General features: G+C 34.3%; 19 protein-coding genes and 2 rRNA genes. 5 read left to right on the forward strand and 16 right to left on the reverse strand.

Annotated features, from left to right (window positions below; translation table 11 throughout):
- Positions 1-273: 273 nt before the first annotated feature.
- Positions 274-4,533, forward strand: coding sequence for a hypothetical protein (locus NEF87_RS03425; RefSeq protein ID WP_457918661.1), 4,260 nt, complete (start codon positions 274-276; stop codon positions 4,531-4,533).
- A 118-nt stretch (positions 4,534-4,651) separates the two neighbouring features.
- On the opposite strand, the gene NEF87_RS03430 is transcribed toward NEF87_RS03425, so the two are convergent.
- The 6 genes from NEF87_RS03430 to rrf (NEF87_RS03455) all read right to left on the reverse strand — a co-directional run bounded on the left by NEF87_RS03430 (position 4,652) and on the right by rrf (NEF87_RS03455) (position 13,848).
- Positions 4,652-5,803 carry a (Fe-S)-binding protein gene (locus tag NEF87_RS03430; protein WP_457918662.1) on the reverse strand — a complete coding sequence of 384 codons (1,152 nt, stop codon included), beginning with the start codon at positions 5,801-5,803 and terminating at the stop codon, positions 4,652-4,654.
- Positions 5,804-5,887: 84 nt separating this feature from the next.
- Positions 5,888-6,334 (reverse strand): hypothetical protein, encoded by a 447-nt coding sequence (locus NEF87_RS03435; RefSeq protein ID WP_371804999.1) that lies wholly within the window; start codon positions 6,332-6,334, stop codon positions 5,888-5,890.
- A gap of 10 nt (positions 6,335-6,344) precedes the next feature.
- On the reverse strand, positions 6,345-7,352 hold the full coding sequence (locus tag NEF87_RS03440; protein WP_371805000.1) for an HTH domain-containing protein: 1,008 nt from the start codon (positions 7,350-7,352) through the stop codon (positions 6,345-6,347).
- Between the two features lie 93 nt (positions 7,353-7,445).
- Positions 7,446-11,267, reverse strand: a complete 3,822-nt coding sequence (locus tag NEF87_RS03445) for a hypothetical protein (RefSeq protein WP_457918663.1) — start codon at positions 11,265-11,267, stop codon at positions 7,446-7,448.
- A 238-nt stretch (positions 11,268-11,505) separates the two neighbouring features.
- Positions 11,506-13,512, reverse strand: a complete 2,007-nt coding sequence (locus NEF87_RS03450; RefSeq protein WP_457918664.1) for a hypothetical protein — start codon at positions 13,510-13,512, stop codon at positions 11,506-11,508.
- 218 nt (positions 13,513-13,730) lie between these two features.
- A 5S ribosomal RNA gene (gene rrf, locus NEF87_RS03455) occupies positions 13,731-13,848 on the reverse strand.
- 158 nt (positions 13,849-14,006) lie between these two features.
- On the opposite strand from rrf (NEF87_RS03455), the gene NEF87_RS03460 reads away from it, so the two are divergent.
- Positions 14,007-14,474 carry a DUF1499 domain-containing protein gene (locus tag NEF87_RS03460; RefSeq protein WP_371805003.1) on the forward strand — a complete coding sequence of 156 codons (468 nt, stop codon included), beginning with the start codon at positions 14,007-14,009 and terminating at the stop codon, positions 14,472-14,474.
- 176 nt (positions 14,475-14,650) lie between these two features.
- Here NEF87_RS03460 and rrf (NEF87_RS03465) read toward each other — a convergent pair.
- Both rrf (NEF87_RS03465) and NEF87_RS03470 read right to left on the reverse strand, forming a co-directional pair.
- Positions 14,651-14,768, reverse strand: a 5S ribosomal RNA gene (gene rrf, locus NEF87_RS03465).
- 116 nt (positions 14,769-14,884) lie between these two features.
- Entirely contained in the window at positions 14,885-15,622 is a 738-nt protein-coding gene (locus NEF87_RS03470) for a GTPase (RefSeq protein ID WP_371805004.1), read from the reverse strand.
- A gap of 128 nt (positions 15,623-15,750) precedes the next feature.
- On the opposite strand from NEF87_RS03470, the gene NEF87_RS03475 reads away from it, so the two are divergent.
- Positions 15,751-16,392, forward strand: a complete 642-nt coding sequence (locus NEF87_RS03475; protein WP_457918665.1) for a GNAT family N-acetyltransferase — start codon at positions 15,751-15,753, stop codon at positions 16,390-16,392.
- A 179-nt stretch (positions 16,393-16,571) separates the two neighbouring features.
- Here the strand turns inward: NEF87_RS03475 and NEF87_RS03480 are convergent, their stop codons facing one another.
- From NEF87_RS03480 to NEF87_RS03510, 7 genes are all read right to left on the reverse strand, one after another.
- A complete protein-coding gene (locus NEF87_RS03480) occupies positions 16,572-17,012 on the reverse strand; it encodes a hypothetical protein (protein ID WP_457918666.1) in 441 nt (146 codons plus the stop codon).
- Between the two features lie 16 nt (positions 17,013-17,028).
- Complete coding sequence (locus NEF87_RS03485) at positions 17,029-17,325, reverse strand: hypothetical protein (RefSeq protein WP_457918667.1); 297 nt, start codon at positions 17,323-17,325, stop codon at positions 17,029-17,031.
- 150 nt (positions 17,326-17,475) lie between these two features.
- Positions 17,476-19,257, reverse strand: coding sequence for a hypothetical protein (locus NEF87_RS03490; protein ID WP_457918668.1), 1,782 nt, complete (start codon positions 19,255-19,257; stop codon positions 17,476-17,478).
- A gap of 36 nt (positions 19,258-19,293) precedes the next feature.
- Positions 19,294-21,060, reverse strand: a complete 1,767-nt coding sequence (locus NEF87_RS03495; RefSeq protein WP_371805009.1) for a type II/IV secretion system ATPase subunit — start codon at positions 21,058-21,060, stop codon at positions 19,294-19,296.
- A gap of 163 nt (positions 21,061-21,223) precedes the next feature.
- On the reverse strand, positions 21,224-21,967 hold the full coding sequence (locus NEF87_RS03500) for an ATPase domain-containing protein (protein WP_371805010.1): 744 nt from the start codon (positions 21,965-21,967) through the stop codon (positions 21,224-21,226).
- 33 nt (positions 21,968-22,000) lie between these two features.
- Positions 22,001-22,537, reverse strand: coding sequence for a hypothetical protein (locus NEF87_RS03505; protein ID WP_457918669.1), 537 nt, complete (start codon positions 22,535-22,537; stop codon positions 22,001-22,003).
- A gap of 35 nt (positions 22,538-22,572) precedes the next feature.
- Positions 22,573-23,052: a hypothetical protein gene (locus NEF87_RS03510; RefSeq protein ID WP_371805012.1), complete on the reverse strand. Its 480-nt coding sequence runs from the start codon at positions 23,050-23,052 to the stop codon at positions 22,573-22,575.
- 165 nt (positions 23,053-23,217) lie between these two features.
- On the opposite strand from NEF87_RS03510, the gene NEF87_RS03515 reads away from it, so the two are divergent.
- Positions 23,218-24,627, forward strand: a complete 1,410-nt coding sequence (locus NEF87_RS03515; protein ID WP_457918670.1) for a hypothetical protein — start codon at positions 23,218-23,220, stop codon at positions 24,625-24,627.
- Positions 24,628-24,655: 28 nt separating this feature from the next.
- Here NEF87_RS03515 and NEF87_RS03520 read toward each other — a convergent pair whose 3' ends face one another.
- Positions 24,656-25,546: a MaoC/PaaZ C-terminal domain-containing protein gene (locus tag NEF87_RS03520; protein ID WP_457918671.1), complete on the reverse strand. Its 891-nt coding sequence runs from the start codon at positions 25,544-25,546 to the stop codon at positions 24,656-24,658.
- A 299-nt stretch (positions 25,547-25,845) separates the two neighbouring features.
- Between NEF87_RS03520 and NEF87_RS03525 the strand changes: the two genes are divergently transcribed.
- The gene (locus NEF87_RS03525) at positions 25,846-26,604 is read left to right on the forward strand and encodes a double zinc ribbon domain-containing protein (protein WP_371805015.1); all 759 of its coding nucleotides are present in this window, start codon (positions 25,846-25,848) and stop codon (positions 26,602-26,604) included.
- Positions 26,605-26,751: the final 147 nt, after the last annotated feature.

The following is a 26,751-nucleotide window of genomic DNA, read 5'->3' on the forward strand; positions in this document are numbered from 1 at the left end:
TGAAACGATTAAATTTATTCAATGTTGCCCCAAGTTTAATTAGGGTAATTTTTTATTACTTTGAAGAGTCATCTGCTAGATTTAAAAGTTTAATTGAGTTACTATAGTATAACAATATCATCAAAACAATTGATCACATTCCAGTTATATAAAATAATCTTGCGACGTTGATTTCTTTTTACATAAGTTACTGATGATATATAGTTGGGTATATATTTAGCAAAAAATGTCATAATTGTATTTAGACATTTTTTTTAAGGAAAAGTGATTAAAATGAAAAGAAAAACCTATGCGATGTTATTTCTACTGCTTTTAGCTTTCCCCGGAATAACTCAATTTGCCGGAGTTAGTTCTATGGAAGCAGTAGAAATCTCGCCAGAAAGTGCTGCTGATCCCGTAATAATTGTATCTGAAGGAGATATACTTTATTATAGTTGGACAGGAGAAAAAATAAATGAAACGGACTCTGAACTCGAAAGAGGTATATGTTATGTAGAAATAACAGAAGTGAATATAGCTGAAAATTACACAACCTATGACAATTACAATGGAGTCTTTAATGAAACAGAACAATCTTGGGAATGGATTTATGCGAATGATGAGTATGTAGGGAACGATAATGAAAGATGGCTGTCAGATAACTTTACATATCCTATCTTTAACCATTCAATATTATTTTCCACGGATATAGTCGACGTAAATGCAGTGAATCTTTCTGAAAATACGGATCAAAGAATTATGGACGCTTTTAGCGCTACATCTATCAATTCGTATTATGAAACATCAGGAGGATGGCATATTGTTAAATTTGACTTAAATCGTTCTGATGATCCATCAGATCTATTCGAAGTGGAAGCATGGGTTAATGCCTCAACGGGAATTCTGACCTATTATGAAGAAACTTCTAATAATTACACAAGTAAAAACGAACTGATAGGATTTGAAATTGCAGCTTTAGACTTTGAATATCCCGATTCCTTTGGATTAGAATTGGGGGATACAATTGATAGATTTATGCCTGATATAATGGATCAAGGGCCAGATGGACCAGATGGGCCAGATTATCAATACATGTATGATAGTGACGATCTCTTAGAAGAAAATGACGATTATACCTCGGCTTATCAGTTATGGGAAGTTGAAACCTATAATGCCACACGATATGGAAGTATGAGGAGTATTGATCCAGATTATTATCGTATAGATATAACAACGGATGTAACTCTTCACGTTCATATGCACGGACATAATCAACAAGTGGGATTTGGATTAGTTCGAATCAATCCTGCCGATGGAACGCAAATGGAAAGTGATTGGGCTTCTGACCCTGATGATTATGATATGCAAATTGATATTGCTGATTTTGATGGGACAGTTGAATTTGCTGTGTTCAGTGATTATGAACATAAAGCCGGATATATTCTTGAAGTAGAACTCGAACATGATATTTATGGACATCCAGACATAATGGACGATTTCTTAGAATATCGAGATGGAGTTCAAGAAAATGATATCTTTACTAATGCAGTATGGTTAGATCAATATCAGAATCCAACATATGAAGATTTAACCCATTGGGATGATGACTATTATAATTTCAGTTTGGGTGAATTTGAGGAACTTTATATTGAAGTCAATAACTGGGGCATGGGTACAGAAGACTTAATTATTGAAGAATTAGACAATTCAGGTACATTAATTCAAAGCTCATCAAGTTCTGATGATGATTTTGGCCTTGTAATTAAAGGAGGCGAAACCAGACGCGATGTAATTTTAAATATCTCAGGTGAAAACATTGGACAAGGTTACCAACTTCAATTTGATCATTTAAACCCTCCATTCCAACAGTGGATTAAAGAAGCAGATTATTTGGAACCAAATAATGATTATGAAAATCCAATAGATATTTCAGCAGGAGAATACAGTGTCCCAGCACAATTTTGGGACTTAAGTACCTTCGATGATCCAGATTATTATAGTTTTTATGTGGAGAGCGGAAAACATGTCGACATCCATGTCCAATTTTATCCTGGAGCAGATGTTGCTCTATCCTTAATTGATCCTAATACAGGGGCAGTTTTAGAAGGACCCTATGGTGGAGATGGTGGAACAGATAAAAACGGTCATATAGGTCTATCCTTTGATACAACTGTGAGTGGTCATCACATGATCAGAGTCGCGGGTAATACAGGATATTATGGGGACACATATAGTTTAGAAGTTCGGATTGACTACGAGATAAATGAATGGTATGGTAATGAAAAAAATGATGGAGACGATAAAGATGAAAATTCACTATGGATGAAAGATACTGTTGACTTTATATATCACAATCCTGCAACTAATGAAGATATTATTATAGTGTCTCAAGAATTCTTTACATCACCAGGAATGGAACCGGAAGAATTAGTTATGATTCGACCATACCATGAAGGCGGCAGAGTGAATCTAAATAATATATCTGGTTCAGTAGGGGAAAATTATTTCCATAAGGATATTGATTTAACTTCTGCTGCATTCAACGATTTGATGATGGAATTGATTGTTGATGATTGGGGCTTAGTTAGTACCACTAATGTATCAACAGCAGAATGGTATGAACTATGGGGTACCACTCCAGAAGGAGACCAAGGATATTTCTTTATCCAATTACTTCCCGATATTGGAACAACGCGATACTTCCATATGAATAGAAAGGAAAACTCAACTGGGAGAGAAGATAATAACTGGAATTTTGTGATTGACTGTTCTGCAGGCGGAATGAATGATACAGATCCAACTTTGGGAGTTGTTGAAGGTGATTGGTGGCAATATTTGGTCCAAGAACAATATCAAAACCGAAAATGGGGTGATGGTCCAGAGCAATATGAAGAAAATGAAAGAGTTCATTTAGCAACATTTGAAGTAACTCACATCTTTGCCCTAAACCGAACTACCATGGGAGTAGTTGGAAAAATGGAAGTGCAAACATTCAAGAATGATGGCTCGCTTAATACTGAAAAGCATATTGAGAGGTTTGAACCTCTTTTAGTCTATGATACAATGCATCCTGAAAATTTCGTAACTATGGGTGGTCATGGTGGTTTGGAAGGACCTCCTGTGTTGTTACCAATGGTTGCCAACTGGTCCCAGCTTGAAGGGGATATGATTGATCTGTTTACTTCAATGGAAGATGGTCCAGGAATGCCTGAGGCATATAATTTTGACGAAAATGCAGTCAGATTCCGATTTGAGTGGGGATCAGACGAACCTGATTATAAAAATGAAGGACGGCAGAATATTGTTCTTGATGTAAATGAATTTGGAATGACAACTCATTTAGATCAAGATAGATATCAACGACGAGAAGAAAACATGGGAACGTATTGGAGAGGAGAAGAACAAAGAGAGAGAATGGTTGCTTTCATGACGAATGGTAGTAAAGGTGATATATATGAGACCAATATCCCTGCTGTTACAGGTGTTAGTCCTTTACATGAATTTGTTTGGGAAAGAAGCGAATACAGACCTGCGGAAGGAGATCAAGAAGCAAAAGATCCTAGTGATAAATCTTACCAAAAATGGCGTATAATCAATGTAATGTCTGCTTGTGATAAATTTATTGTATTCTTAGGTCAGCAATATTGGAAAGGACCTGATGATACTGAATATCAAAGCCAAGAATGGCATATTGAGACACCCGAAGGCCCTGTTGATCTAAATTACTGGTATTTAGGCTCTGTTCGCAACGATGATGTCTGGACATGGTTCCAATCTCAAATTTATGATATCGGCATTTCTGATCTTTCACTATACGAAGATGAAATTGTAGAAATGCTGAATTATGGACTTGAATTGGGCGGAGCAATGCTAACACCAGCAAATGTAGATATTGTAGGTCGTTCATTTACAGTACGAGTTCAAGCGGATGGAAAAGAACATGTCATGCGAATTGCTATAAATGACCAAGGAATTATGCAAGATATGTTCATGGGAACAAAATACATATCGAATGGAACATGGGCAGAGTGGGATCGAACAGTTCTCTCAGAAGCAACTATAGGATATACGACGGGAGAATTCTTTAGTGATGATATTCCAGCTAATTATGTCCAGCTAGATTTAACCGATCCGACAATTATATTGGTCTCGCCAAGTACAGCCGGAGATGTTGAAGTGGGTTCTTCGATTTCTATTACCGCCGCCGATAATGTAGGCGTCGTTGAGTTGAAATACCACTGGGATTCAGAAGCAATGGTCATTGTCACAGGGACTTTGTTCACTACCCCCGTACCAAGTGCTTTGGGAATCCATGAATTACATATTTGGGCAAAGGACGAAGCGGGAAATGAGAAATATGTCATGTTTGCATTCACAACAGTGGAAGCGGGATCATCATCCAATACAACAACGAATTCAACAACTGAAACATCAACAACCGGAACAGATGAGCCACTACCTTTCGACATTCCTGGTTATGGATACACATCCTTTGCAGTGTTCAGTTTGATTGGCTTAGTGATGATTGGTTTGAAACGTAAAAAGCGAACCTAAATAACCGCTCATCAATTGAAAATGATTTGCCGTTAACATATAACGGTATTTTTTTCTTTATTTTTCTTTCAAAGAATGGATGGTTGAAATAGAAGTTTATTTCTGGAAAAAAAAAAGATTATTTCAAAAATCGGGAGAGAAAAACAGCCCAATCCTTGATTGGAATATCGGAATCAAACTTAGAATATTGAACAATTGCTTTTGGAGATGTGGTAATGAAATATTGCACTCCAGTGTCTTGAACCTCATGAAGTCTTTGTTTCCACATTTCTTCCGTAGTAGAATTTTCAACGATATATAACCCTCCAGCATAATCAAAAGCACTTGTTTGGGCAGATTCGAGTTCAATAAGTGTATTTCCGGGAATTTTTCCTAAAATGGAGCGTGGTTCTTCATAATGGTTACCACCTAACCTACCAAGTCGACTGCTATCCTGAAAAGCATATGTGGCTGTAAAGGAATTATCAAAAACCAATTTTTTAACTAAATTTTCGTTAAGCAGATATTCACTTAAATGATATACTTTGAGTCCAAAGGATTTAACGGCCTTAGGATAATCAAATTTCCATGTTCGATATGCTTCTGCTCCTTCCACAATAACGGTTGTAACTCCGGCTTTTTTATAAAGGTCAACGTTGGTTTGAGCAATCTTGCGAAAAGTCGCGATATTTCCCGCCCAAAGATCATCATGACCAGAATCTTTCATATTTAAAACTACGGGAGAAATATTCACTCGATTTAAAATGCCTACAACAGATTGAGGTATTTCAGATAAATTCAACCCAAGATCCTTATTTAAATCTTCTAATCCCGCTAAATTGCCAATAAAATAAGCAATCTCACCTTTTTGGGCGATTTTGAGTTTAGGAGTGTTCTTAAAATATTGTAAACTATCGACCGTTGGAATAGAATCAGATTTTTCAGAATTTTTAGCTAAAGTTGTACAGGACCCAGGGAATTCATTTTTTTCAGGAGATTTCAATTGATTTTCAATAGCATATGCTCTTAAATAGCGAATTAACATCGCTATATTCATACCCACACCGTTTTTACTGGCGGGACAAAAAGTCATACATCGATTGCAAGTTAAACAATTGTAAATCGGTTGATTCGCAATAGCCGTCTCAGGATCATGCATTTGAAGGTCCCGTAATACACCTAAGGGATTAAAAATTCCCGCAATGTGCGTAGGACACACCAAATTGCATTGACCACAATTGATGCATTGAGTCACATGTTGTTGCATTTGGGATGAGGTATTGGTTAACATTGATAGGATTCTCTTTTCTTTCGTTTTTAATTTTTTTCTTTCGGAATTTGATAAAAGCAGAGAAAATGAAGCAAAAAAAAAGACTCAATATACTTTATATAAAATTCGTTCGAGCAAGTATGTAAGTTTTGATACACAAATGTTGCGCAAAATAGAGTAGCGATATTCACTAACTTCAAGATGCACGAAGGAATAATTGATTTCCTTTAAATGTTGTTGAATGCGTTCAAAGGATCTTAATGTAGGAAGGACATCATGAGTATGGGCTTCATCCCAATTAATTTTTAAATGTGACCGATATATTTCAGTAACTTGGCTTATAGCACGCTCATCTTCTTTCTTCTCTTCGCTAGCTTCATTTTCAAGAACATTTAAGACGAGTTCTTTCATCGTCGCCACAGCGTCCGAAAGTTCAGTTATAGCAGACTTAATTTCCTCTCGCTCATATTCATCTTCTTCGGTCTCTTCATAATAAATATCATCTTCATCTTCCTTAATTTCAGCAAGATGCCGAAGATTTTTAAACAACATCGAGCATCACCTAAATTCCCTCGTCTCCTAGGACTAATGAAACAGTATAATCAACATAACTTCGGCCATTTTTGCGATTGATATAGACCATACCCATATTTTCAAGTTCTTTGATATCAGAATAAGCGGTTTTTATTGTAATATTGGTAAGGGTTTTGAATTCCTTCACCTTCACAGTCTTGTTTTCAATTAAACAATATAATATTTTGTATAGTGATTTGGGAGGTAAATCCGGTCTGATGAATTCCATAAATTTAAACAGACCTTCTTTTAAATAATTGATTGTTTTTTCCATCTCAAGGATGCCTTCACCGAGTTCAATATTTTCTTTAAGGAGATCATCCGTATTATCTTCATTCGAATTAACTTGATTTTCAATCATTTTTATTCGGTCATTAATTTGATCATATTCCGCTTGCTTGGCTTCAAGAGCTTGTTCCGATGCAATTAATTTTTCCCCTAAATTAAAAATTTCTTTATCCATTTGATCTTTTTCTCTCTGAAATGCAGCATTATCCGTCATTAACTCGGAAATTTCTTGTGCTAATTCAGAGTTTTTAGTAGTGACCTCTGCAATTTTTGAATCTATTTCAATTGAATTTTTTTTTAATTCCCTCATTTGACTTTGATAATCGCGGATAGTCAGTTCAAATTCTTTTTCTTTATTTTCAAAATCATTTTTCGCTTTAGACATAGAACTAAGCTTGATATTTTGACGTTCAATTTGTTTTCGGGCCACATTAAGAGAATCAGATAATTTTTGAACGTTTTGCTCTAAAATAGCTTTTAATCGGTAAAGTTGTTCATATTCTTCATGGTTTTCTTCGATTTGATCTTTAATGGTATCAATATACTGCAAAACAAATTCACGATACTCATCTGTATCTTGGACAGGCTCATCCAAATTAATTGATCCATCAGAATATTCACTATTTTCTTCACTTAGCATTGATTTAATATTTTGGATTCGCCTGTATAATGCATCCGTGTCTTCATCGAGATCTTTATAGTTTTGCATCTATAATCCTCCAATGAAAATTTGAATATTTTTACTTTCTGTTTTAGAATTTTTAGAAAACAATCTCACTACCCTCTAATTTTTCACGATTTTTTAAAGGAATAATTTCCCTTCTGAATAGATTTCACTGATGAAAACAACATTTATGGTTGCATCAAATTGATAAATTTTTATTAAATCACCTTGAATTTTTTGAGTGACAACTTTTTTTTCTGTAGCCTTTTTTACATACCATTCATCGCCCCGAATCAAGCATTCTGGATAATTACTGCATTGATAGTAGACTTTTTTCTGAGTAACGACTTTAGTCATTTCTGCTTCACATTTCTTGCAAAATACTTTCAATTCCCCTTTAGATTTCTCCCATTCTTTCATAATTTCAGCAATTCGCCTTTGCTTTTCTTCTTCTTGTTGGAGCTTTCGTTTTTCTTCTGCTTCCCTATCTTCATTTCGTCGTGATAAAATGGTTGATAATAAGTCTTCTTCAGATGAAGTTTCATCAATATTTTGAGAGAAATCGGTTTCAGATGAAGATTTTGAGGAAGATTCAGTTGTAATATTTGGAGATGGAGTGTTACTATTCATATCTTGATAGTATTTACAATCAAAGATGTTTTCCATTTGCGCAGAATCTATTCCTCGAGGACAATTCACCATATTGCTACATGAAAAACATAACGGCGGTTTCTCTTCAGGGATTTCTTCTGGAGCATTCATATCACGAAATTCTTTGCACGAAAAAATAGTTTCCATTTGATCCGAATCAATTCCCCTTGGACAATCAATCATATTACTACAGGAAAAACAAAGAGGCATCCCTGATTCTTCTTCCGAATCAGCTTCTCCTGAAGAAGAACCAGACATAGTATCGTACTCATCACATTTCATACAAGATTCCATTTGAGATGAATCTAACCCTTTGGGACAATCCACCATATTTTTACATGAAAAGCAAAGAGGCATTCCATCAGAACTTTCATGCATTATTTTTGGTGAAGATTTTACAGTTGGCTGGGAATCACTTCCAATGTCTATATCCCGAGATAACAATTCTAAGAGATCCATATCCGAATATTCATCATCTACTTCGATATTCAATTCTTCAATTATGGAATTTTCACTTTTTAATTCAATTTTATCCCCTATTGTAGAATTTTTTGCTTCAAGAGCCGATTTTTCTTGTTTCTTGTTATATTCTGATAAAAAAAGTGTTGTATATTTACTTCGATTCAATCTATATTGATCTAATTTTCCAAAACGATTGAGGGCACTTGTTTGTGAATACAAGGATTCAAAGAAGTCATCGGCATAGGGTATTTCAGTGAATTGAAACCCTTCCTCAATTTCAGAAGGAAGATTCTGACAGTCATGAGCGAAAAGATCATCAGTAATCTGAAAACAGTAAGGACATATATGCTTAAATTTATAATGTTTTTTCTTTGCTTTGATGGGAGTTATTTGTTCTGATCCTTCCGAAAGGTCATCGAATTCGGATTTAATTTCTTTCTGGGCAATTTGCTCTGCCAGTTCATCATCATATATTGATTCAAATGTTTCCTTCAAAGATGGATTTTCTTGAGTAATCAGTTTATTATATAACTGAAAAAATAATGGGGTATATTCAGTTCGATTTAACTTATTTTCATCCACAAAGCCCTTTCTCTGCCATGCGTTTATGGAATAATATAAATATAAGAAAAAGTCACTAAAACATGCTCGAATGTCAAATTGAAATGTTTCAGGAACATCTTCAGGTAATTTTGAACATTTATGAAGACTTAAATCTTCTTCCGAGATATAACAATAAGGACAAATTTGCTTAACTCGATAATTTTTTACTTTTAAACTATCTAAAATGTTAAGTTTTTGTTCCACAAAAATTTCTTTGGGAACTCGAGAGGGTAACTCCTCTGTCACTCCTTCTACAAGAACATTTATTTCTTCAGATGTTCTCCTAGATACTATTTCTAAATCATTTGATTGTTTATTACCCGAACCTGAAAGAAATTGAGAATATTCATAAGAAAAGAGAGATGAATACTCAGATCTGTCAAATATAAAAAAATTGAGTATTCCTTTACTTGATAAAGAGCCTATCTTTTGGTAAATTTTTTCAAAAAACTTTGCACTAAATAGCTGAATATCAAATTTAAAACCAGAAGGGATATGATCACAAGAATGACCAAATAGACATTCGTGTAGAGTATAACAATACGGGCAAATCTGAGGTACGGTTGTCTTTTCTACATCTATACCCTTTTCTTCAATGATTTTTTCAATTTTACCCACTTTTTGTTTTAAAGAACTATAGTAACCAGTAAGATCATAAACTACGGGGTTATCTAGAGTTTCATTGTATTCTAAAGTTATATTTGGATCTTCACTCTTTTGAAGACGATTGTGAATGCGAATAAACATTTGAAGATATTTACGCCGATTAAGACGATATTGATCAATATGACCGTGTCGATTCAATCCATTAGAGTTTTTATATAAATCTTTAAAAAATGTAACTTGCGAGAGAAGTGCGGAATAAGAAAAATCAGGAGGAAGCTTTGCACACGTATGATTGACCAAATTAGTGGTGGATTTGTAGCAAAAAGGACAAATTTGATTCAGTTGTTGGAGTTTAAGAAGAGTTTGGCGCTCATCTTCCTTTTGTTTTTGTGCACGCTTTTCTTGAAGTTGTAAATTTTTACGTTTCTTTGCTTCAAGAAGTCGTTTCTGTTCTTCAGCAACTTTATGTCTTTCAATCAGTATTCGCTGTTTATAATCTTTGAATTTTTCCTCCTCCAAATAAGGAGGTTGGAAATATTTGGTAAACAAACGATTATATTTATTATGACTAAATTTATTGAAATCAATTTTTCCATATTTATTCAAAGCACCAATTTCACGGTACAATCGCCTGAAAAATTCATAATCTTCTCCAAGATTTAGAGTGAATTTTATGTCGGGGGGTTTCTTATCACATTCATGGTCGTAAAGGGAATTGAATGATTCAAAACAGAAGGGACAAATTTGTTTTAAATCAGAAATCTTTTGAAAAGACTTGGAATTTCTCCTAGATTTGTCTGATAAAGATGTTTTAGTTGAATTTTTATGAGATGATGGCTTAAGATTTGAACTTATTTCATCTTCTATTTTTTCCATCTCGGTTTTTTTGTGTGGTTCACTTGTAACCTTTTCATCAGGTAGAACTAATAATTTTTCAAGAACTTCTACTGATGGATCTGCAGTTTCTTCCAATGATTTTATTGCTTGCAAAAAATTTGTTCTATATCTCTTGAGATCAAATCGATAGAGGTTTAAAAATCCGCGAGGATCCCAAATTCCTGAAGATTTATACACAAGATCAAAAAATTCATCTGGATGTATTCTACATTGAAAAGTAAAAAATGGATTATCATTACATTTATGAGAAGACAGCCGTCGATATTTCAATCCGCAATAAGGGCATAATTGAACCAATTTCGTTCCTTTTGAAAATGCAAAATCATTTTTTTTTTCAACAAGCTCTATTTTTTGAGCCAATATTTCCTTAATTTGCTTTTCATCATCGAAATTTCCATCGATTATTGCGGTTTCAAAAGAAATTTGAGGATTGTTGATTAAGCGAAGATATAATTTAATAAACGAATATTGATAAGGTGTACGATCAAGCTTAACTACATCAATATGGCCTGATTTCTTATTAAACGCAACAGAATTATGATAAAGATAATAAAAGAACTGATCGTTGCAAATTTCTTTCTTAAACATGAAATTTGGAGGTGCAATTTTGCACTTGTGCCGAGAAATTGCTTTAAAAGATTGAAAACAAAATGGGCACACTGCACTTAACGAATAATTCTGTGTTATTGACGCATTTATTTCAGATATTCGGACCCCCCCCGAATTTACAAATTCTGTCATAGATCAATTAAAGTAAAGGTTTTTCGTGAGCAATAAATACATTCATTTCTATTCCAGATACTTTTTTTTCTAATAATTCTAGGAATTTTTTTTCTAATAACCACAGTTATTGTGAAGATTTTGGAGCTTTCCTAAAAATTTTTACAATGAAAATTCCGATCTAACCACTTATGTCTTCAATAAAAACAATTTGAGAAAAATCAAAATGAACTATTATTCTTAAAAACACATTAGTAATTTAGAGGAACAACTTTCCATCAGAATATATCTCACTAACAGTGACTATATTTTTTAAATCATCGTATTGATAAAGAATTATTAAATCCCCATGCTCTATATGGGATACAATACCTTTTAAGACCGCTTGAGATATATACCAAGGATCAGCTTTGATTTTGCACTCGGGATAGTTTGTACATCGATGAAAAATTTTTCGAGTGGTGACAATTTTGCTCATTTCGGCCTCACAGGAACTGCAAATTACTTTCAATTGTCCTCGATCTTGCTCCCAACGATTCATTATTTCTTTAAGTAAATCTTGTTTTTCTTCATTTGTAATTTTAATTTGAGCTTCTTCATGGATTGAAATGTCAATATTCTCCAGATCTGCAAGATTCTGAAGATCTTCTTCTGCTTTATTTGGGATAATTTCTTCAGTGCGCTTTTTCTGTCGTTTAAATAATCGAAACCTATGGCGTTTTTTTTCAAGTTTCTTTTGAATTTCTTTTTCCAATTCTTCTTCAATTTCTTTTTGGATTGCATTTTCCCGATCTTCTCGATTCGTTTCTGTTTCTTTAAAAGCATGGCATTGAAAGACTTGTTCCATTTGTTCAGAATTTAAATTAAGAGGACAATTATCTATATGGGTGCAAATCCCACAAATTGAAATATCAGATGGAACTATCGAAGATTTATATGAAGTTGTAGAAAAATTCATGTTTTCATATAAATCACAATCAAAAATAGTTTCCATTTGAGATGAATCTACACCTTTTGGACAATCCATCATATGTGTACAGGAGAAACACCATGGCATCCCATCATCAGGGGGTGTTTTTAAGCCTATTTTTTCCTGAGTTGACAGAGCTTTAGCGGTTTTTGCAGGTAACCCGGTGAGATCATAATCTCGAGACATCATATCTAGAACATCCATATTGGACAAATCTTGATTATCCAGCTGTGAAAGATCCATGGTGAGATCAAGATCTTCTTCATCCAAGCCATATAATGAATCGTGGAGTTTCTGCAACTTGAAATTATAAAATTGAAAGAATTCAGTCGAATAAGTCGACTGATTAATTTTTATTAAGTCAGGAGTACCATTTGGAGTAGTGATGCGCAATTTTCGATATAAATCTTCGAAAAACAATTCTTCATTCAAAGCAGATTCAAAAGAAAACTCAGAAGGCATTTTTTCACATTTGTGATCTCTTAAAGAATGAATTACTTGCAAGCAATAGGGACATAAGACTTTTGAGGAAACAAAATTCTTCAGAGTGTCCTTTTTAGCCTTTTCAAGGATTTCCTTTTCGAATTTTTCAAAACGGGATTTCTTGTGGGATGGAGTGGAATAATTTTTCTCCATTCGAGCTTTTTCTAATGAAGGCCCTTCCATCTCCATCATACGATCATAATAAGTGAAAAATAACAACCGATAAGCCGCAGTATTCAATTTATAAAGATCCACATTCTTTGAAGAACTCCAAGCATCAAGCTTTTTATAGAGAAATATGAAGAAATCGTTCGTGCATATTTTTTCTTGAAAATGGAAATCGGGAGATAACTCCTCGGGAAGGGAAGCACAAACATGTTCAGATAAACTCGGAACACCTTCATAACAATATGGGCAGATCTGTTTTATAAAAATAGAAGGAGGAACTGATGAATTACGAGTAACAGAACTAGTTTCAGTTTTAGCAGGATTTTTGATAATCGGATCTGTAATTTTAAAAGAAGTTTCAATAGAAGCATCTATTTCTTTTTGATATGCCCGAAGAAATGCAATTTGGTACTTCACAGGATGAAGTTTATAAATATCAAAAGTTCCTTGATCTGATAATGCATCAGATTCTTTATATATATGCTTGAAAAATGAAGCATCATCGATTTTTTTGGAAAACTGAAAATTTGGAGGAAGATCAAGGCATTGGTGCCCATAAAGAGAAAGAAAAGATTTAAAGCAAAAGGGACAAATTTGACGGTATTTTTTTAATTTTGATTCTTTTGACTCTTCATTTTTATCCATAATTAAAAATTCCTTTGATCAAACGACTTTTCAGTTTCATATTTTTGAAAAAAACCAGTTCTAATTAAATAATTGAAACTCTTAATCTATATTTCTCTGTTTCTAATTATAAAAAAATGGGTTTATAAAAATAATTCTTAAAGGTAAACTTTCTTCTCATTATTATATTTTAGGAAAAATAAAATTACTTGGTTAAAATGATGGAAAAAGAAAAGGGAGTTTCTCAGTTTGAGGTTTCGCAATATTCGAGATATCACTACTATCCACAACGCATCCGGCCTTAACTTCAGTGTTCGGAATGGGTACTGGTGTTATTCCGGACCTATGACCGAGAAACAATATAGATAGTGATATAAGCTTATTAAACTTATCGAAGTGCTCAAGATCCTTCTTAAATTTTATTATTTACATCTGAGGCATGTTCGGTTAAAATTCATTTCAAAGAACGATAGCTTTTTTTATTTGAAAGACATGGTTGATTTAGGTGGAAATTTTTGAGCATAGGACTTATTTTAATTATCATCGTGTCGGTTATTGCAGGAGGATACTTTATATTACTTATAATAATTCAGTTGATAAGTAAACGCCCAAATAATTTAGGAATTTCAGGAGGAAGATTACAAGCGTGTCCTGATATTCCTAATTGCGTGTGTAGTTATAGCAAAGAAAAAAATTCTAAAATAGAGCCATATTCATTTTCAAAATCAATTAAAGAACAAAATTCTATTTTGATTGAAATAATCCAGAAATATCCAAGAACTAGAATAATCAAAAATGAAATAAATTATGTTTATGCAGAATTTCGTTCCCTGGCGTGGCGTTTTATAGACGATGTGGAGTTTTTTCTGGATGAAACTGCCAAATGCATCCATTTTCGCTCTGCATCTAGAATTGGGACAAATGATTTCGGAATGAATCGAAAACGGATGGAAGATATAAGACAATTGTTGAAGGAATCTTAGGGGTATTGAGGCAGAAATTATTGATAATTGGAATGTAAAGTAAGAGATTTACCAATGATCATCTTTCTCTTCTTTTTTTTAGTTAATTTGAAAAATAATAGAGCGTTTTTTTTTTGAGAAACACTAGACCCAATATAAAATTAGCATTACTGGTAATTGGATAAAAAGAAAAGGGAGTTTCTCAGTTTGAGGTTTCGCAATATTCGAGATATCACTACTATCCACAACGCATCCGGCCTTAACTTCAGTGTTCGGAATGGGTACTGGTGTTATTCCGGACCTATGACCGAGAAACAATTTAGATAGTGATATAAGCTTATTAAACTTATCGAAGTGCTCAAGATCCTACTTAAATTTTGTTATAATCTAAAACACAAAAATCAAGAATTAAAAAGAACCAAAAAAAATAATTATAATCGCATCGAATAAGGAATTAGGGCCCGTCGCATTATTTTACTATAAGAATAAAGCACAGAACGCATAGATTTTACAAGACTAAGGATTAATTCTCCTTTAATGCTAGTATAATAGTATTTCAACAAAATCATGTCTGCTTTGTGATCATGTTCCTTAAGGTTTGTATTTATGATGGTTTTTATCTCGGATAACCGTTCTTCCCTAATATCTTCATCAATCAAATCTATTTTATGGAGAAATACATTAAATTGAGCTTTTGGTGCAACCAATGATTTCGAGTTTAATGCTTCTATTAGATCTTCCAAAATTTGATCCTTAAATTTATCAAACTGACTGATATCCATTACAAAGATGATAGAATCAGATTCACCAAAAGCTTGCTCTTGATCTAACCCAAGCCAACGTTCTATTTCTTGACCCGCAGAATCTGCAACCCCTGCTGAAACATCCAACCAATTATAGGTATAATTTTCAATTCCTCGAGTTGGTTCCAAAGGATCATCAATCAAGGTTTGTGGACTTGAGTCTTCGAAAAACACACTCCGTATAGTAGATTTTCCTGCTGCGGGGGGACCAATGAACAATATTCGCCTGATCGATTCATCTTCATTTGCAATTCCGAGCATTCGCATTAAAAAAGCATCGGTAGGCTCCCCTTCTTCCTTATTGGCATCAATTAATTCAGCCACTTTTTTCGAGACTTCAATTGAGACCTTTTCTTCTTCTGTCATAATTCATCCCATTCTTAATCCTAGAATCGTATTAACGATCATTTTGATTTTTAGTGCTTAATATGTATCCGTTTGAATTATTTCTTGTAATATTTTTAAAAAATAGTTGTTATTAAAAATCTTCAATCATGTGGAAACAATCTTCGGAAATTAAACCCAGCACTCAATATTCACAAACACTCAAATATAATATCAGATTTGAACAAAATATGGATAAAAATGCACTTTGGAAATCTTTTCCGGAATTAGAAACACCTAGATTATGGCTAAAAAAAATGAGCCGAAAGCATGCAAACGAACTTATGGAATTTTGGGGTGACGATGAAGTAACCAGATATACAGACTTTAATTCATTTAGGGAAATCCAAAAGATAGAAAAAACAATAAATTGGGTAAACAACCGGTTTAAAGATAAATATGGAATTCGGTGGGGCATTTTTCTCAAAGAAAACTCAAAATTGATTGGAACTTGCGGATTTAATTCATGGATCACAGATCGGGGAAACAAATCCGAAATTGGATACGATTTACATAGAAAATATTGGCGAAAGGGATATATGTTTGAAAGTCTTTATAAAATGATTACCTATGGATTCCAGGAAATGAAATTGCATCGCATTGAAGCAGATGTGGATCCAAATAATATGGGGTCACAAAAATTGTTGGAAAAACTCCATTTCACTAAGGAAGGATGCTTGCGGGATAATGGGTATTGGAAAGGGCAATATTGGACGACTTTGATATATGGTCTTTTAGAAAAAGAATTCTAAACAAGCGATATCCTCATCAAAGTGTTCTTTATATCCATCAAACATCCATAATTCATTTATAACAGAAGAAAAAGAAGTCAAAAAAAAGAGCAGCCGCCCAAACCCTTGAAAAAACTTGGAAAAAAAAAGGGTTGGATTGACACGGCGCCGTTGCCAATACGATCGATTCACATTAAGGATTACCGTAGGAGATTCATTCCTGGTTCTATGCCCGTCGGAGCGACTTTCGACACTTTCATCATTGCGACACTAGAAATTAAAACGATCATCACATTATCATTTCCAGCAATTTCGTGCGTTGTTGCATCAAGCAACACAAAAAATCGCACAATTTCACCAGCATCTAAAATAGTGTTGGAGTGTACTTCATCATAGAATGCCATGCCATATGTATTATTTATGGCTGCACTATTCCAAAAATACGCTTCATCATTTAGAGCAGAATTATATGATAATCTTGACTCATTTAGCGAACCAATGAACACAGAAACTTCAATGGCAGATTCTGACAGATCAACTTCACCCGTACCTAAGACTAAACGCATATTCCATACAAGCCCTTCGAGTTTACTATTTCCATCAGCGTCGTAACCTACGACGAGTCCGCCCTCTACTATCATGAATTTTTCCACAGATTTATTTTTGTGTGTGAATAAAATTTTGCATGGCAGATGAAGCTTGCTGCAGTGCCTGTTGCCCCGTTGCACTGAGTTGTTGTTGTAATGTTGATCCCATAGTGAGGATTACAAATGCAACTCCAGCTGCAGTGATTATAAAGGCAATCAAGATGATTGCGGCGGTCATCCCTTCATTTGCTTTTCGACCTTTTTTGGTACGGCGACGTCTGATCCGGGCGTTGGTTGCTTTATCGGCATTAATCTTGCGGATTTCCTGACGAGAATCGCAAGAACTTGATTGCAATTTGCTGCTCATAACAGATTTCACCTGTTTAATTTTTGGCCACTTGAGTCATCTTACAACTAGCGTAGGATTTGTCCAGTTCCAAATTTTATTCAATTCTTGAGACAAAGGTTAATACTTAAAGACAATTATTAGAAAAATTCTAAAAAAAATGATTTCATCTTAGAGAATTGCAACACCAAAACCACCAATCAACTCACCAGCTACTTGACTGATCACAATAATCTCTAAACCCGCAATAATATAATATTGAGACAAGTATTTGGTAACTTTCATCCAAGTACCTCGTTGAGGAATAATTATGGCCAGACAAGCGTAAATTGGCATAGTTAAATAATAGATGGTGAAATACAAATCAGTAAAAAATGCAGGAGGTGGTTTACCTAACTGTAAATTCATCCCTTGGACATCTTGCAGAGCACCCATTGTGACATTCAATAGGAAAAGAACATCTTTCATAAAGATCATAATCCCAATATTAATAATAGTGAGCATCAGTAAAGTCCCTTTGAAGACCCCAATTACCTGCTGCCTATCCCGACGGAGCTTCAATATTTTTTCAACATTGGTTGAGATAAATTTGGATATTATTTCGGTATTACCTCCTATATCTAAACTAGAAGTAAAAATTCGAAGAAAACGATCAATAATACTGCTGGATGTGCTATCAGAAAACCATTGCCACGCAATAATCGGATCAATCCCAAATTTTGATTGGGTGTATAATAATTTAATATCAGTAGTCAAAGGACCAAATTGTTCCCGAGAGATGATGTTAACAGAATCAAAAATGCTTCCTCCTAATAATGCTGTTGTAGCGCCCAAAGTGCGAATAAAAACGGGGAAATTAGCATCCCGTCGTTTTATAATATCTTCAAATTTTTCAGCAACATAACCAGGATAAAACATGGAGATTCCAAATATGATCATGAAAACTGGGAGAGAGATCACAGAATTACCGTCAGCATCTTTTAGAAAGAAAGTAATGAATGCCAAAATTGGCATGAAAACAAAAACACAGATTAAAAAGGAATAAAGAACTTTTTCGTACTCAGCGGTTTTCCTTTGAATATTCACCAAACCATCTTTGGGGGAGATCGCATAAAAGGCAACCATAAGAGCAATATAAACAAGTTCTATTACCCCCAAAATGAGAAATAAATTCCGAGTATTGGCAGCTTCATCACTTCCAAAAAGAAACATCATCAAAAGAAAGGTAATAGATATAAAACTCAATGAAGTGGAAAGTGCGGTAAACATATCGTTAAGTACCTCAAGGGATTTCAACTTGCGAGTATAATCCGAAATATAACCGTTTAAAACCGATTGCTGTTCTTTTAAGAAATAATCTTCTAAATTTTCACCCGCATCCAAAGCTTGGGAAAAACGGGAGAGAAAATCACCAAATCTGGAACTTGCTGTCGTAGCACTTACTTTTTTAATGCTATCTAAATATCCAAGATTCCACTCTTTCGCCATGGTACGAATTCGTTTTACCTCTAAAGCAATTAGTCCAAAAGATTTTTCCCGACGACTTACATTCTCAAAAAGTTGATCTCGACTAGCTTTTGAGGTAGAAATACCACCCATATAGGTAACAAGCATAGGAAGAGCAGTATCAATTTGTTCTTGACGTAAAGAGCGTTTAAAATAGGGAAAGATAAAAACTATAATGAATCCAAGAAAAAAACATGAAATTGATAAAGGAAAAATTATCCCAGAAATCATAGGGCTCATTTCCAATAAAATTCCGATGATTATTCCGGACCCTAGACCACCCACTGTAATAGGGAGAAGAATTTTAAATAAATATTCACCTATGGATTTCTGTATTCCTGCTTGGATTAGTGTTTGTTGGAACGAATCAACAAGTTTCCGATAAACATCTTGCATTGTTTCTTTGAAACTTTGTTTTTTATTCTCTTCGTCTCGTTTTTCCATCATATATCAGTTTGATTTGGTTATTTGACCATGATTAACTTAGAGTGCGGCATCGTCTTCTTCCTTCATACGCCGTTTCATTGTATCTACTACTTCTTGAGGTAATTTCTTTTTGTTTTTATAAGTGGTTAATATTCGAAAGATAGTATGGTAATTTTGAATTCCAAGTTCTCCAAACGCTTCTAGGATATGTCGTTTCGTGCGTAATTCGTCATAGAGCATTTTAATATCTTTTCGTTTTATTCCCCGTTTGACTGCGATTTTTTGTTCAAATACATAGGATTGATTTCTAAATATATGAGTATCATCCCCTGCATCCCATGCAAAAAGCTCAACATACCTAAATTTATCTTTTTTTGGAAGATAATCAACTAATTCATTGCAAGAAATGCAACGACGTAATAATTTTCCCGTTTTTCCTTGAACTGCCATTTGTATATAGACAAGATCAAGTAAAGCAATAAATGCAGGAGGGACATTAATAGGCTTCCCAGTCATACGATTCACAAATGCTCGTACACTACCAGCGTGGAAAGTAGCAACCATCGGGTGACCAGTTTGCATTGCTTGAAAAGCCATGTTTCCTTCTTCACCACGAATTTCTCCAATAATTATTAAATTTGGACGTTGTCTGAGAGCTGCCTTTACAAGAAGAAAAATATCCACGGGATTTCCAGCTGAAGCAGGACGGGTGACTTCTCGAGTCCAATTTTGGTGAGGCACTTTTACTTCTGGAGTATCTTCAATACTTACGATTTTTGCATTAGGTCCAATAAAAGTGAGTAAGGCATTCAAAGAGGTCGTTTTTCCAGATGCAGTTTCACCAACAACCATCATAGAATGATGAGATTCCAGGGTCATCCATAAATATGCACATAATTGGGAACTAAGAGTGCCCCATCCAATAAGATTGACTACACTGATAACATCTTCACTAAACTTACGGATTGTGAAATTTGATCCATGCATGGACACATCTGTTCCATAGACGATATTAATACGAGAGCCATCGGGTAAAGCAGCATCAACCACAGGATTGGAGTGGCTCGCAGGACGTCCAGAACGTTCGCTAAGATATAGGGCAAACAAATCAAGTTCTTCATCCGTTTCAAATATAATGGTACTTTCAAGAGATTCAAAGATTTTATGTTCTACAAAGAGTGGACCTTTCCCATTACAAGTTATATCTTCAATATATGGATCATTAATTAGTGGTTGGAGTTTTCCTAAACCAATCTTATTACGAATAAAATAATAACGGACCCGTTCAGCGACGACGGGATCGAGCTTCAATTTGGAACTCTGTTTCAATTTGGACAGCAATTTCAAAATTGGATTTGAAGAATCTGTTTTTTCATAGGAAGTTCCTGATCCTCCACCACCGATGGAAGTATCAATTATACGAGCAGCAAACTTGTCATATAATTTAATATGATCTTCTTTATTCTCTGGAATATCATTGTACTTAATCAAAGAGGTTAAGGTGGACATAATTTTTTCTTGAGCATCTGTAGTAGCTTGATTTAATGTAGGTTCTATTGAAGAATATAAGATTCTGGAAGGCCCGGGATAAATATGTATAAATACAGGTCCATCTGCAGGGTATAAAACATTGGGATATTCCAATTTTTTATGCTTGCGCTCTAATTTTTCAATATATACAGGCACCCCAATTTCTTCATTGTAGTTCTGAATTAAATAGTCCAGTACATGAGGGTATTTGGCAGTAATTTGCCTTAATACAACATTTTGATTAATTTTGGCTTCTGCTTGGGCCATTTCTTGCGTGGACATTGTTTCTGTCATGTTTAATTCAGCATTCAACAATTCTCATGGAATTCATATTGAAGATGTAGAAATTGTTTCTAACCATCCAAGTAACCCTTTTTACTATATATTTGGGTTTTTAGAAATTTCTTCACAAAAAAATCAATTTTTTTATCTTAATTGAAAGAAAAAATGAAATAATTTAAGCCGCAGAAATAACTGAAACCGCAATTCCAAAGGCAGAATCAATATTAAAGACAATTAATTGAGATATTTCATCTTGTGCTAACCATTTTAAAACTGAACACGCTTTGAAGGCCGTTCCATCTTCTTCTCGCTGTTCAAATCGAAGAATTAAGTCACATAAATTCATAAAATTTAATTCGATATAGTCATATAACTCGGGGAAGTAAGTTGGAATAGTAATAATGACTGTTTTTCCACCAATGGTTAATCTTTTACACAATTCAAAGAAAAACATTACTTGTTTAGGATCAAAATTCTTTCCGACAAAATAAGTCAGGGAATCAATAATAATCACTTCGCTTTCAATGTTGGATATTAGATCAATTAACTTAAACATTACATCAGGAGTACGTAGAACTTTTCCTGATTGAGACACAACAGGAATAATGTCAAACTGTCCAGTTAAAAAGAAATCTTCTGCTCTTTCCCAAGATAGAGAGAACATATTTTGCACTAAACCTTTGACTGTCATCTCACTTGTGATATAGGAAACGGTCTTTCTACATCGCAAAGCACCATAAGCAATTTGTTGACACCATACAGACTTCCCTGCCCCCATATCCCCAGCAAATACTGCAAGAGATCCACATTTTACTCCACCCCCCAGATTTCGATCCAATTCTTCATTCGTTGTGAGGAAATATTCGGAGAAATCTTTTTCTGGCCCTTTTTTTTCTTCTTTATCTGCAAATGATTCCATAATTCTGTTTCCTCGCATTAATTCGTAATGATCTTATGATAGGGTGTTATAAATAAATGAATCTCCGACCCCATTAGGGGTTGAAATTCGGTAATAATAGTATTGCTCCGCTATTGTTACATTAAACGTAATTGTGATATTTAAAAGCTCATGAGGATCCCAATAAGTGGGATTGTGGGACAAATCACCTAACATAGTAAACGACCAATAACATCCAGCACTGATAATTGCAGCACCTAAATTCGAACTGGGAATCCATCTATCATAGACATATGGCCCACAATCAAGAACTTGAGTGACATTTGTAAAAACATCCATAGAGTCCAATTGATAAATAATTTCTGTTCCAATATTTTCTATCACTAAATTAATAGCCATTTCAGAAGGATCGCGCGAAGCATTAATTAATTGAATGCTTGTATGGATGCGAGAAAATTCCCGATCGTAATTGTTTTCCTGAGCTTCTGTTATCAATTCATTAGAACTTTGAAAAGCTGAATAAAGCATAGATCCCACTAACAGAGTACAAAGAAATAACATTCCAAAGGAAATTGATACTGATTGTCCCATTTTTTTTCAAGTTTTTTTTATGTTCAAAGAAAATTTCAAATTGAAAATTGATAAATTTCACTAATTCCTGATATAGCGATAACTATTTGATGAGAACCAGAATTAATTGACTCACCATCAGGAAAATACATGCGAACTATAATTGTCTCGAGTGGATCCCAAATATTGTTTCCATTGTCGTTCAAGATAGTTGCATTCCATCGAAAAAGACTTGTGTCCGCACTGTCAAGGTAATAATAGTCCCCATCTAAGAAGACATCCATTTCAGAGAAGGACCCCACAGATGCATCCCCAAGATTCTTCACATAACCATATATTGTTGAATTCCCCGCTTCTGTGTTTCCTATAGCAAGTACTTCAAAATCAGTATTAATTTGATTAGCAAAATTTTGACCGCTGTTGTTAATTGATGCACCTATTGCAGCCGCTACAGTAAAAGCCGCTGCGATGACAACTATAGTTGTTACAATCGACGCTGTAGACATTATTCCAGTTGATACTGCATTATCACTCATATAGAATACCTAAAAGGTTGACCTTTAGTTACTAGTTCTTAGTGAATTCCTTGCCAAATATTAAGAGTTTAAAATGATTTTTTGGAAAGATTTTGAAATAATTCTAAGGTCTTTTTTTGAAGGGAGAAATAATAGGGAGAAGATTGCATACTTTCGTTAATAGTCATGACAGAAGCAAAAGATTTATTATTAGTTTGGATCGGTCAAGCGGGAGTAAATATTGCCGAAAGATTTTGGGCATATGCATATGAAACGCTAGGTATTCCAGTACCAATCAAAACGGGAGATATTCCCGCAGACATTGATAAGATGCTCGATAAGAAGTTAGAAATGACAGAATTCTATACAGAATACGAAATTGAAGAAGCACGTCGGATGTTCTTCTACAATCTGCTAGATGATAAAGATCGAGCTAGTAATAAACAAAAAAAATATATCCCGCGATCTATTTTTATTGATTTGGAAGCCCAACCAGTTCGGAGTTTTCATGAACGAAATTCCCATATTTTTCCAAAGGATGATTTTATCTACAATACATTCGGATCTCATTCAATGTGGGCACGGGCCAAGCGTATTGGTACCAATTTAAAACCATACATCCTTGATCGAATTCAATCTCTTATTCAAATGCGTGCGATTCAAAACTTAGAAGGCATAATAATAATTCATGCAACGGGAGGTGGAGCAGGATCTGGACTTCTTGATAGTGTATTTGAAGTTCTGCAAGATAAGTTCCCAAAAGTCCCTACCCTCACTTTTTCAATTTTTCCAAGTCGAAAACTCAGTGGAAATGTTATTGAAGCATATAATACAATTTATGCAGCAAACAGTTTATTAGCAAATGCAAGTGCAACAGTGTTACTTGACAATGATAAAATAATTAATTTGGTAAAAGAAAAATATCAGATTGAATCACCCACTTATGAAGATATTAATATGATAATCTCTCGGTTAATATTCAGTGTGATTATGCAAATTGCAATGCCTGGTGCCATCATTCGGGCGGATTTCAATAAATTATTCACAAATTTAGTACCCTACAAATACATGAAATTTTTGTTAGCAGGTATTGCTCCCTTTAAATTTGATGAATTTTCTCAAAATTCTACAGAAGATCTAGTGAAAGAGCTCACTGATGAGCAGAATTATATGGCCGATGTAAACTTTGGTACAGGTAAATATGTATCTACCATGTATTTCTTCATGGGAAAACTAGGTCCTGAAGTGAAAACTCCTCTCCGAATTGCCAAAGAAAATATGGATTTTATGCCATGGATTCCGACTGGTATGTTCATAGGAATTACTCCACGAGAAAAAATGACCCTTGATGGGATGCCTCTTTTACGTCAAGGAATTGTTTTAGCAAATAATTCGGCAATGCGGTTTATATTTCAAAGAACTATGGCACAATTTCAAGTGATGTTTAATAAAGGTGCATTTATGCACCATTTTAAGAAAGAAAACATAGATGCGGAAAAAGAATTGAAACAAGCCGCAGCCAATATTACACGAATGATGAAATTTTATGAGATTGCAGAAAAATCTACAACTAAAAAACGAACTGTTAAATCCTAATTTTTTCCTTTCATTGTTTTCAATAAAACTAAACATTGTTTAATTTCAGAACTCCATTAGAAATCGCTTTTTTTTCTATATGATTAACAACATTGAAATATATTGTGATTTCATTCTCATTAACGATTTTTTTTAATACTTGAAGTTTAATTTCGGTTCCTGGAAGTACCATACCGGTAAATTGGCAATATATTTCCTTAACATTTGAAGGATTCCCTCCAGATTCTCGGTTGATAATAGAACTTACAGCTATAGCCAGAGTAGCAGTCCCCTGTAAAATATTACCGGGTAATTTAACAGAATGTGCAAATTTTGGAGAAGTATGAATTGGGAAGACTATATTTGTACATCCATCGTAGACATAGGGAAGACATAGATCAATGAATATATCTTCAACCCATTCAGGTTTTCCTTGCCATTTGTTATCCAAATAGGACGGCATAGTGGGAAGGTTACTAATCTCTGCCCCTTCTGGAGAACATTTCACACCTCGCAACATAATGCCTGTGTATTCGGTAAACACTCTATATCCTTTTCTGTCGGTGGCTTTAAATTCTCCAATAAAATGACTTCCCGCACGATGAGGTTTTATCGCTGCAATCTGCCCTTCGATCTGTAGACGATCCTTGGGTTTAATCAACCTATGGACAATAATATGTTCTGAATAATGAACCCCACGGGCTAAAAAATGTTGAGGAAAGTTTTGATCGATGATAAATTCAGAAATATTTTCAATTATTGGCCAATTTACAACAACTGGAAAGAGTGGATGAGCTACGAGCCCACCCTTTTGTTCATCATCGAAATAATAAGGATTGGAATCTTTTATTGATGCAGCATAATTTGTGGTTTGTCGCCAAGTTACTCGCGTTTTATATGGTTTAAGGATAGTTCCAACATATTTTAAATCGAGTTCCATTCTATTCTAAATTGTATTTTCTGTTCATTTTAAACTTTACTTCACTGGAAAGGAGTAATATACCAAAACTACTCGTATCTATTTCAGATTTGTAATAATCGAAGAAATTTTAAACTTCTATATTTGAAAGAAGAATCAATCATAAAAAATGCATTAGGAAACACCTTTCCATTTATAGAAGATTTATGTTTTTCACTAAAATTTTTACAAAATTTTTTTGCAAAATCATCTATATTAGTCGAAGGTGATAAATTTCTAGTAATCCGGAGAATTTTTTTCTATTCGGAACGGTGAATCATATGTCTGTACAAATCGAGGATATTTCTAATACCTATATTATGACAAAATCAGAAACTTTGTTTAAGATTTTGCAAGCGTTGAGCTTTAAGGGTGGTAGTTCAAGCACATCTTCATTAAAAATTGCTGTAATGCTGGATGATAACATTATCGCCGCAGCTTTGAAGGGTGGAGAACTTTTAAAATTCATTGAAAAAGATGAAGATGAATACGCCCTCACAGCTGAAGGTGAACGAATTTTAGAAGTCAGTAAAAAAGAACAACAAGATATGGTGGCTAAAAGCTATTATGCTATTGAGGGCTATCGAGATATTGTTTTTCGCATGAAAATGGCAAGCAATCAGATGCAAATGAAAGAACTTGAAAAAGCATTCTATATATTGGAAAAAGATATGCGTGATGAACTAAGAAAAGTAATTGTTGATAGTTTTATAGATTTTGGTCTTTATGCAAATGTTTTAGAAACTAATAATAATGCAGCCAATCCAGGAGTTTTATTAACCGCTAATGGAGTTTCGCAATTAGATGCAGTATTAGCAGCGAAAAAACGCAAACGTAAGGGAGGTACTGCCCCCACAGCAGCCAGTTCTGGTGGAGGCATTGTAAGTGATTTATCTTGTCAATCTTGTGGAAAAGCGATTATGCCAGACTTTGCCATGTGCCCCTATTGCGGTACTGCGTTAAAACGTTCCTGTAGCAATTGCGGTAAGGAATTACAACCAGGCTGGAAAATGTGTCCCTTCTGTGGAACCGGACAATAATCAATCACATCCTAAGGAATGTTTTGTCTTTATTCTTTTTTCTCTTTTATTAACAGGTCTTGCATTTATTTCCAAAAACAATTCTAAAATCCATATATATATATCTTCCAAACATCTTATTAAGTAGAGGTTTTAGTAGAGGCTTTC

The sequence above is a fragment of the Candidatus Lokiarchaeum ossiferum genome (genome assembly GCA_025839675.1).
Lineage (GTDB): Archaea > Asgardarchaeota > Lokiarchaeia > Sigyniarchaeales > Promethearchaeaceae > Lokiarchaeum > Lokiarchaeum ossiferum.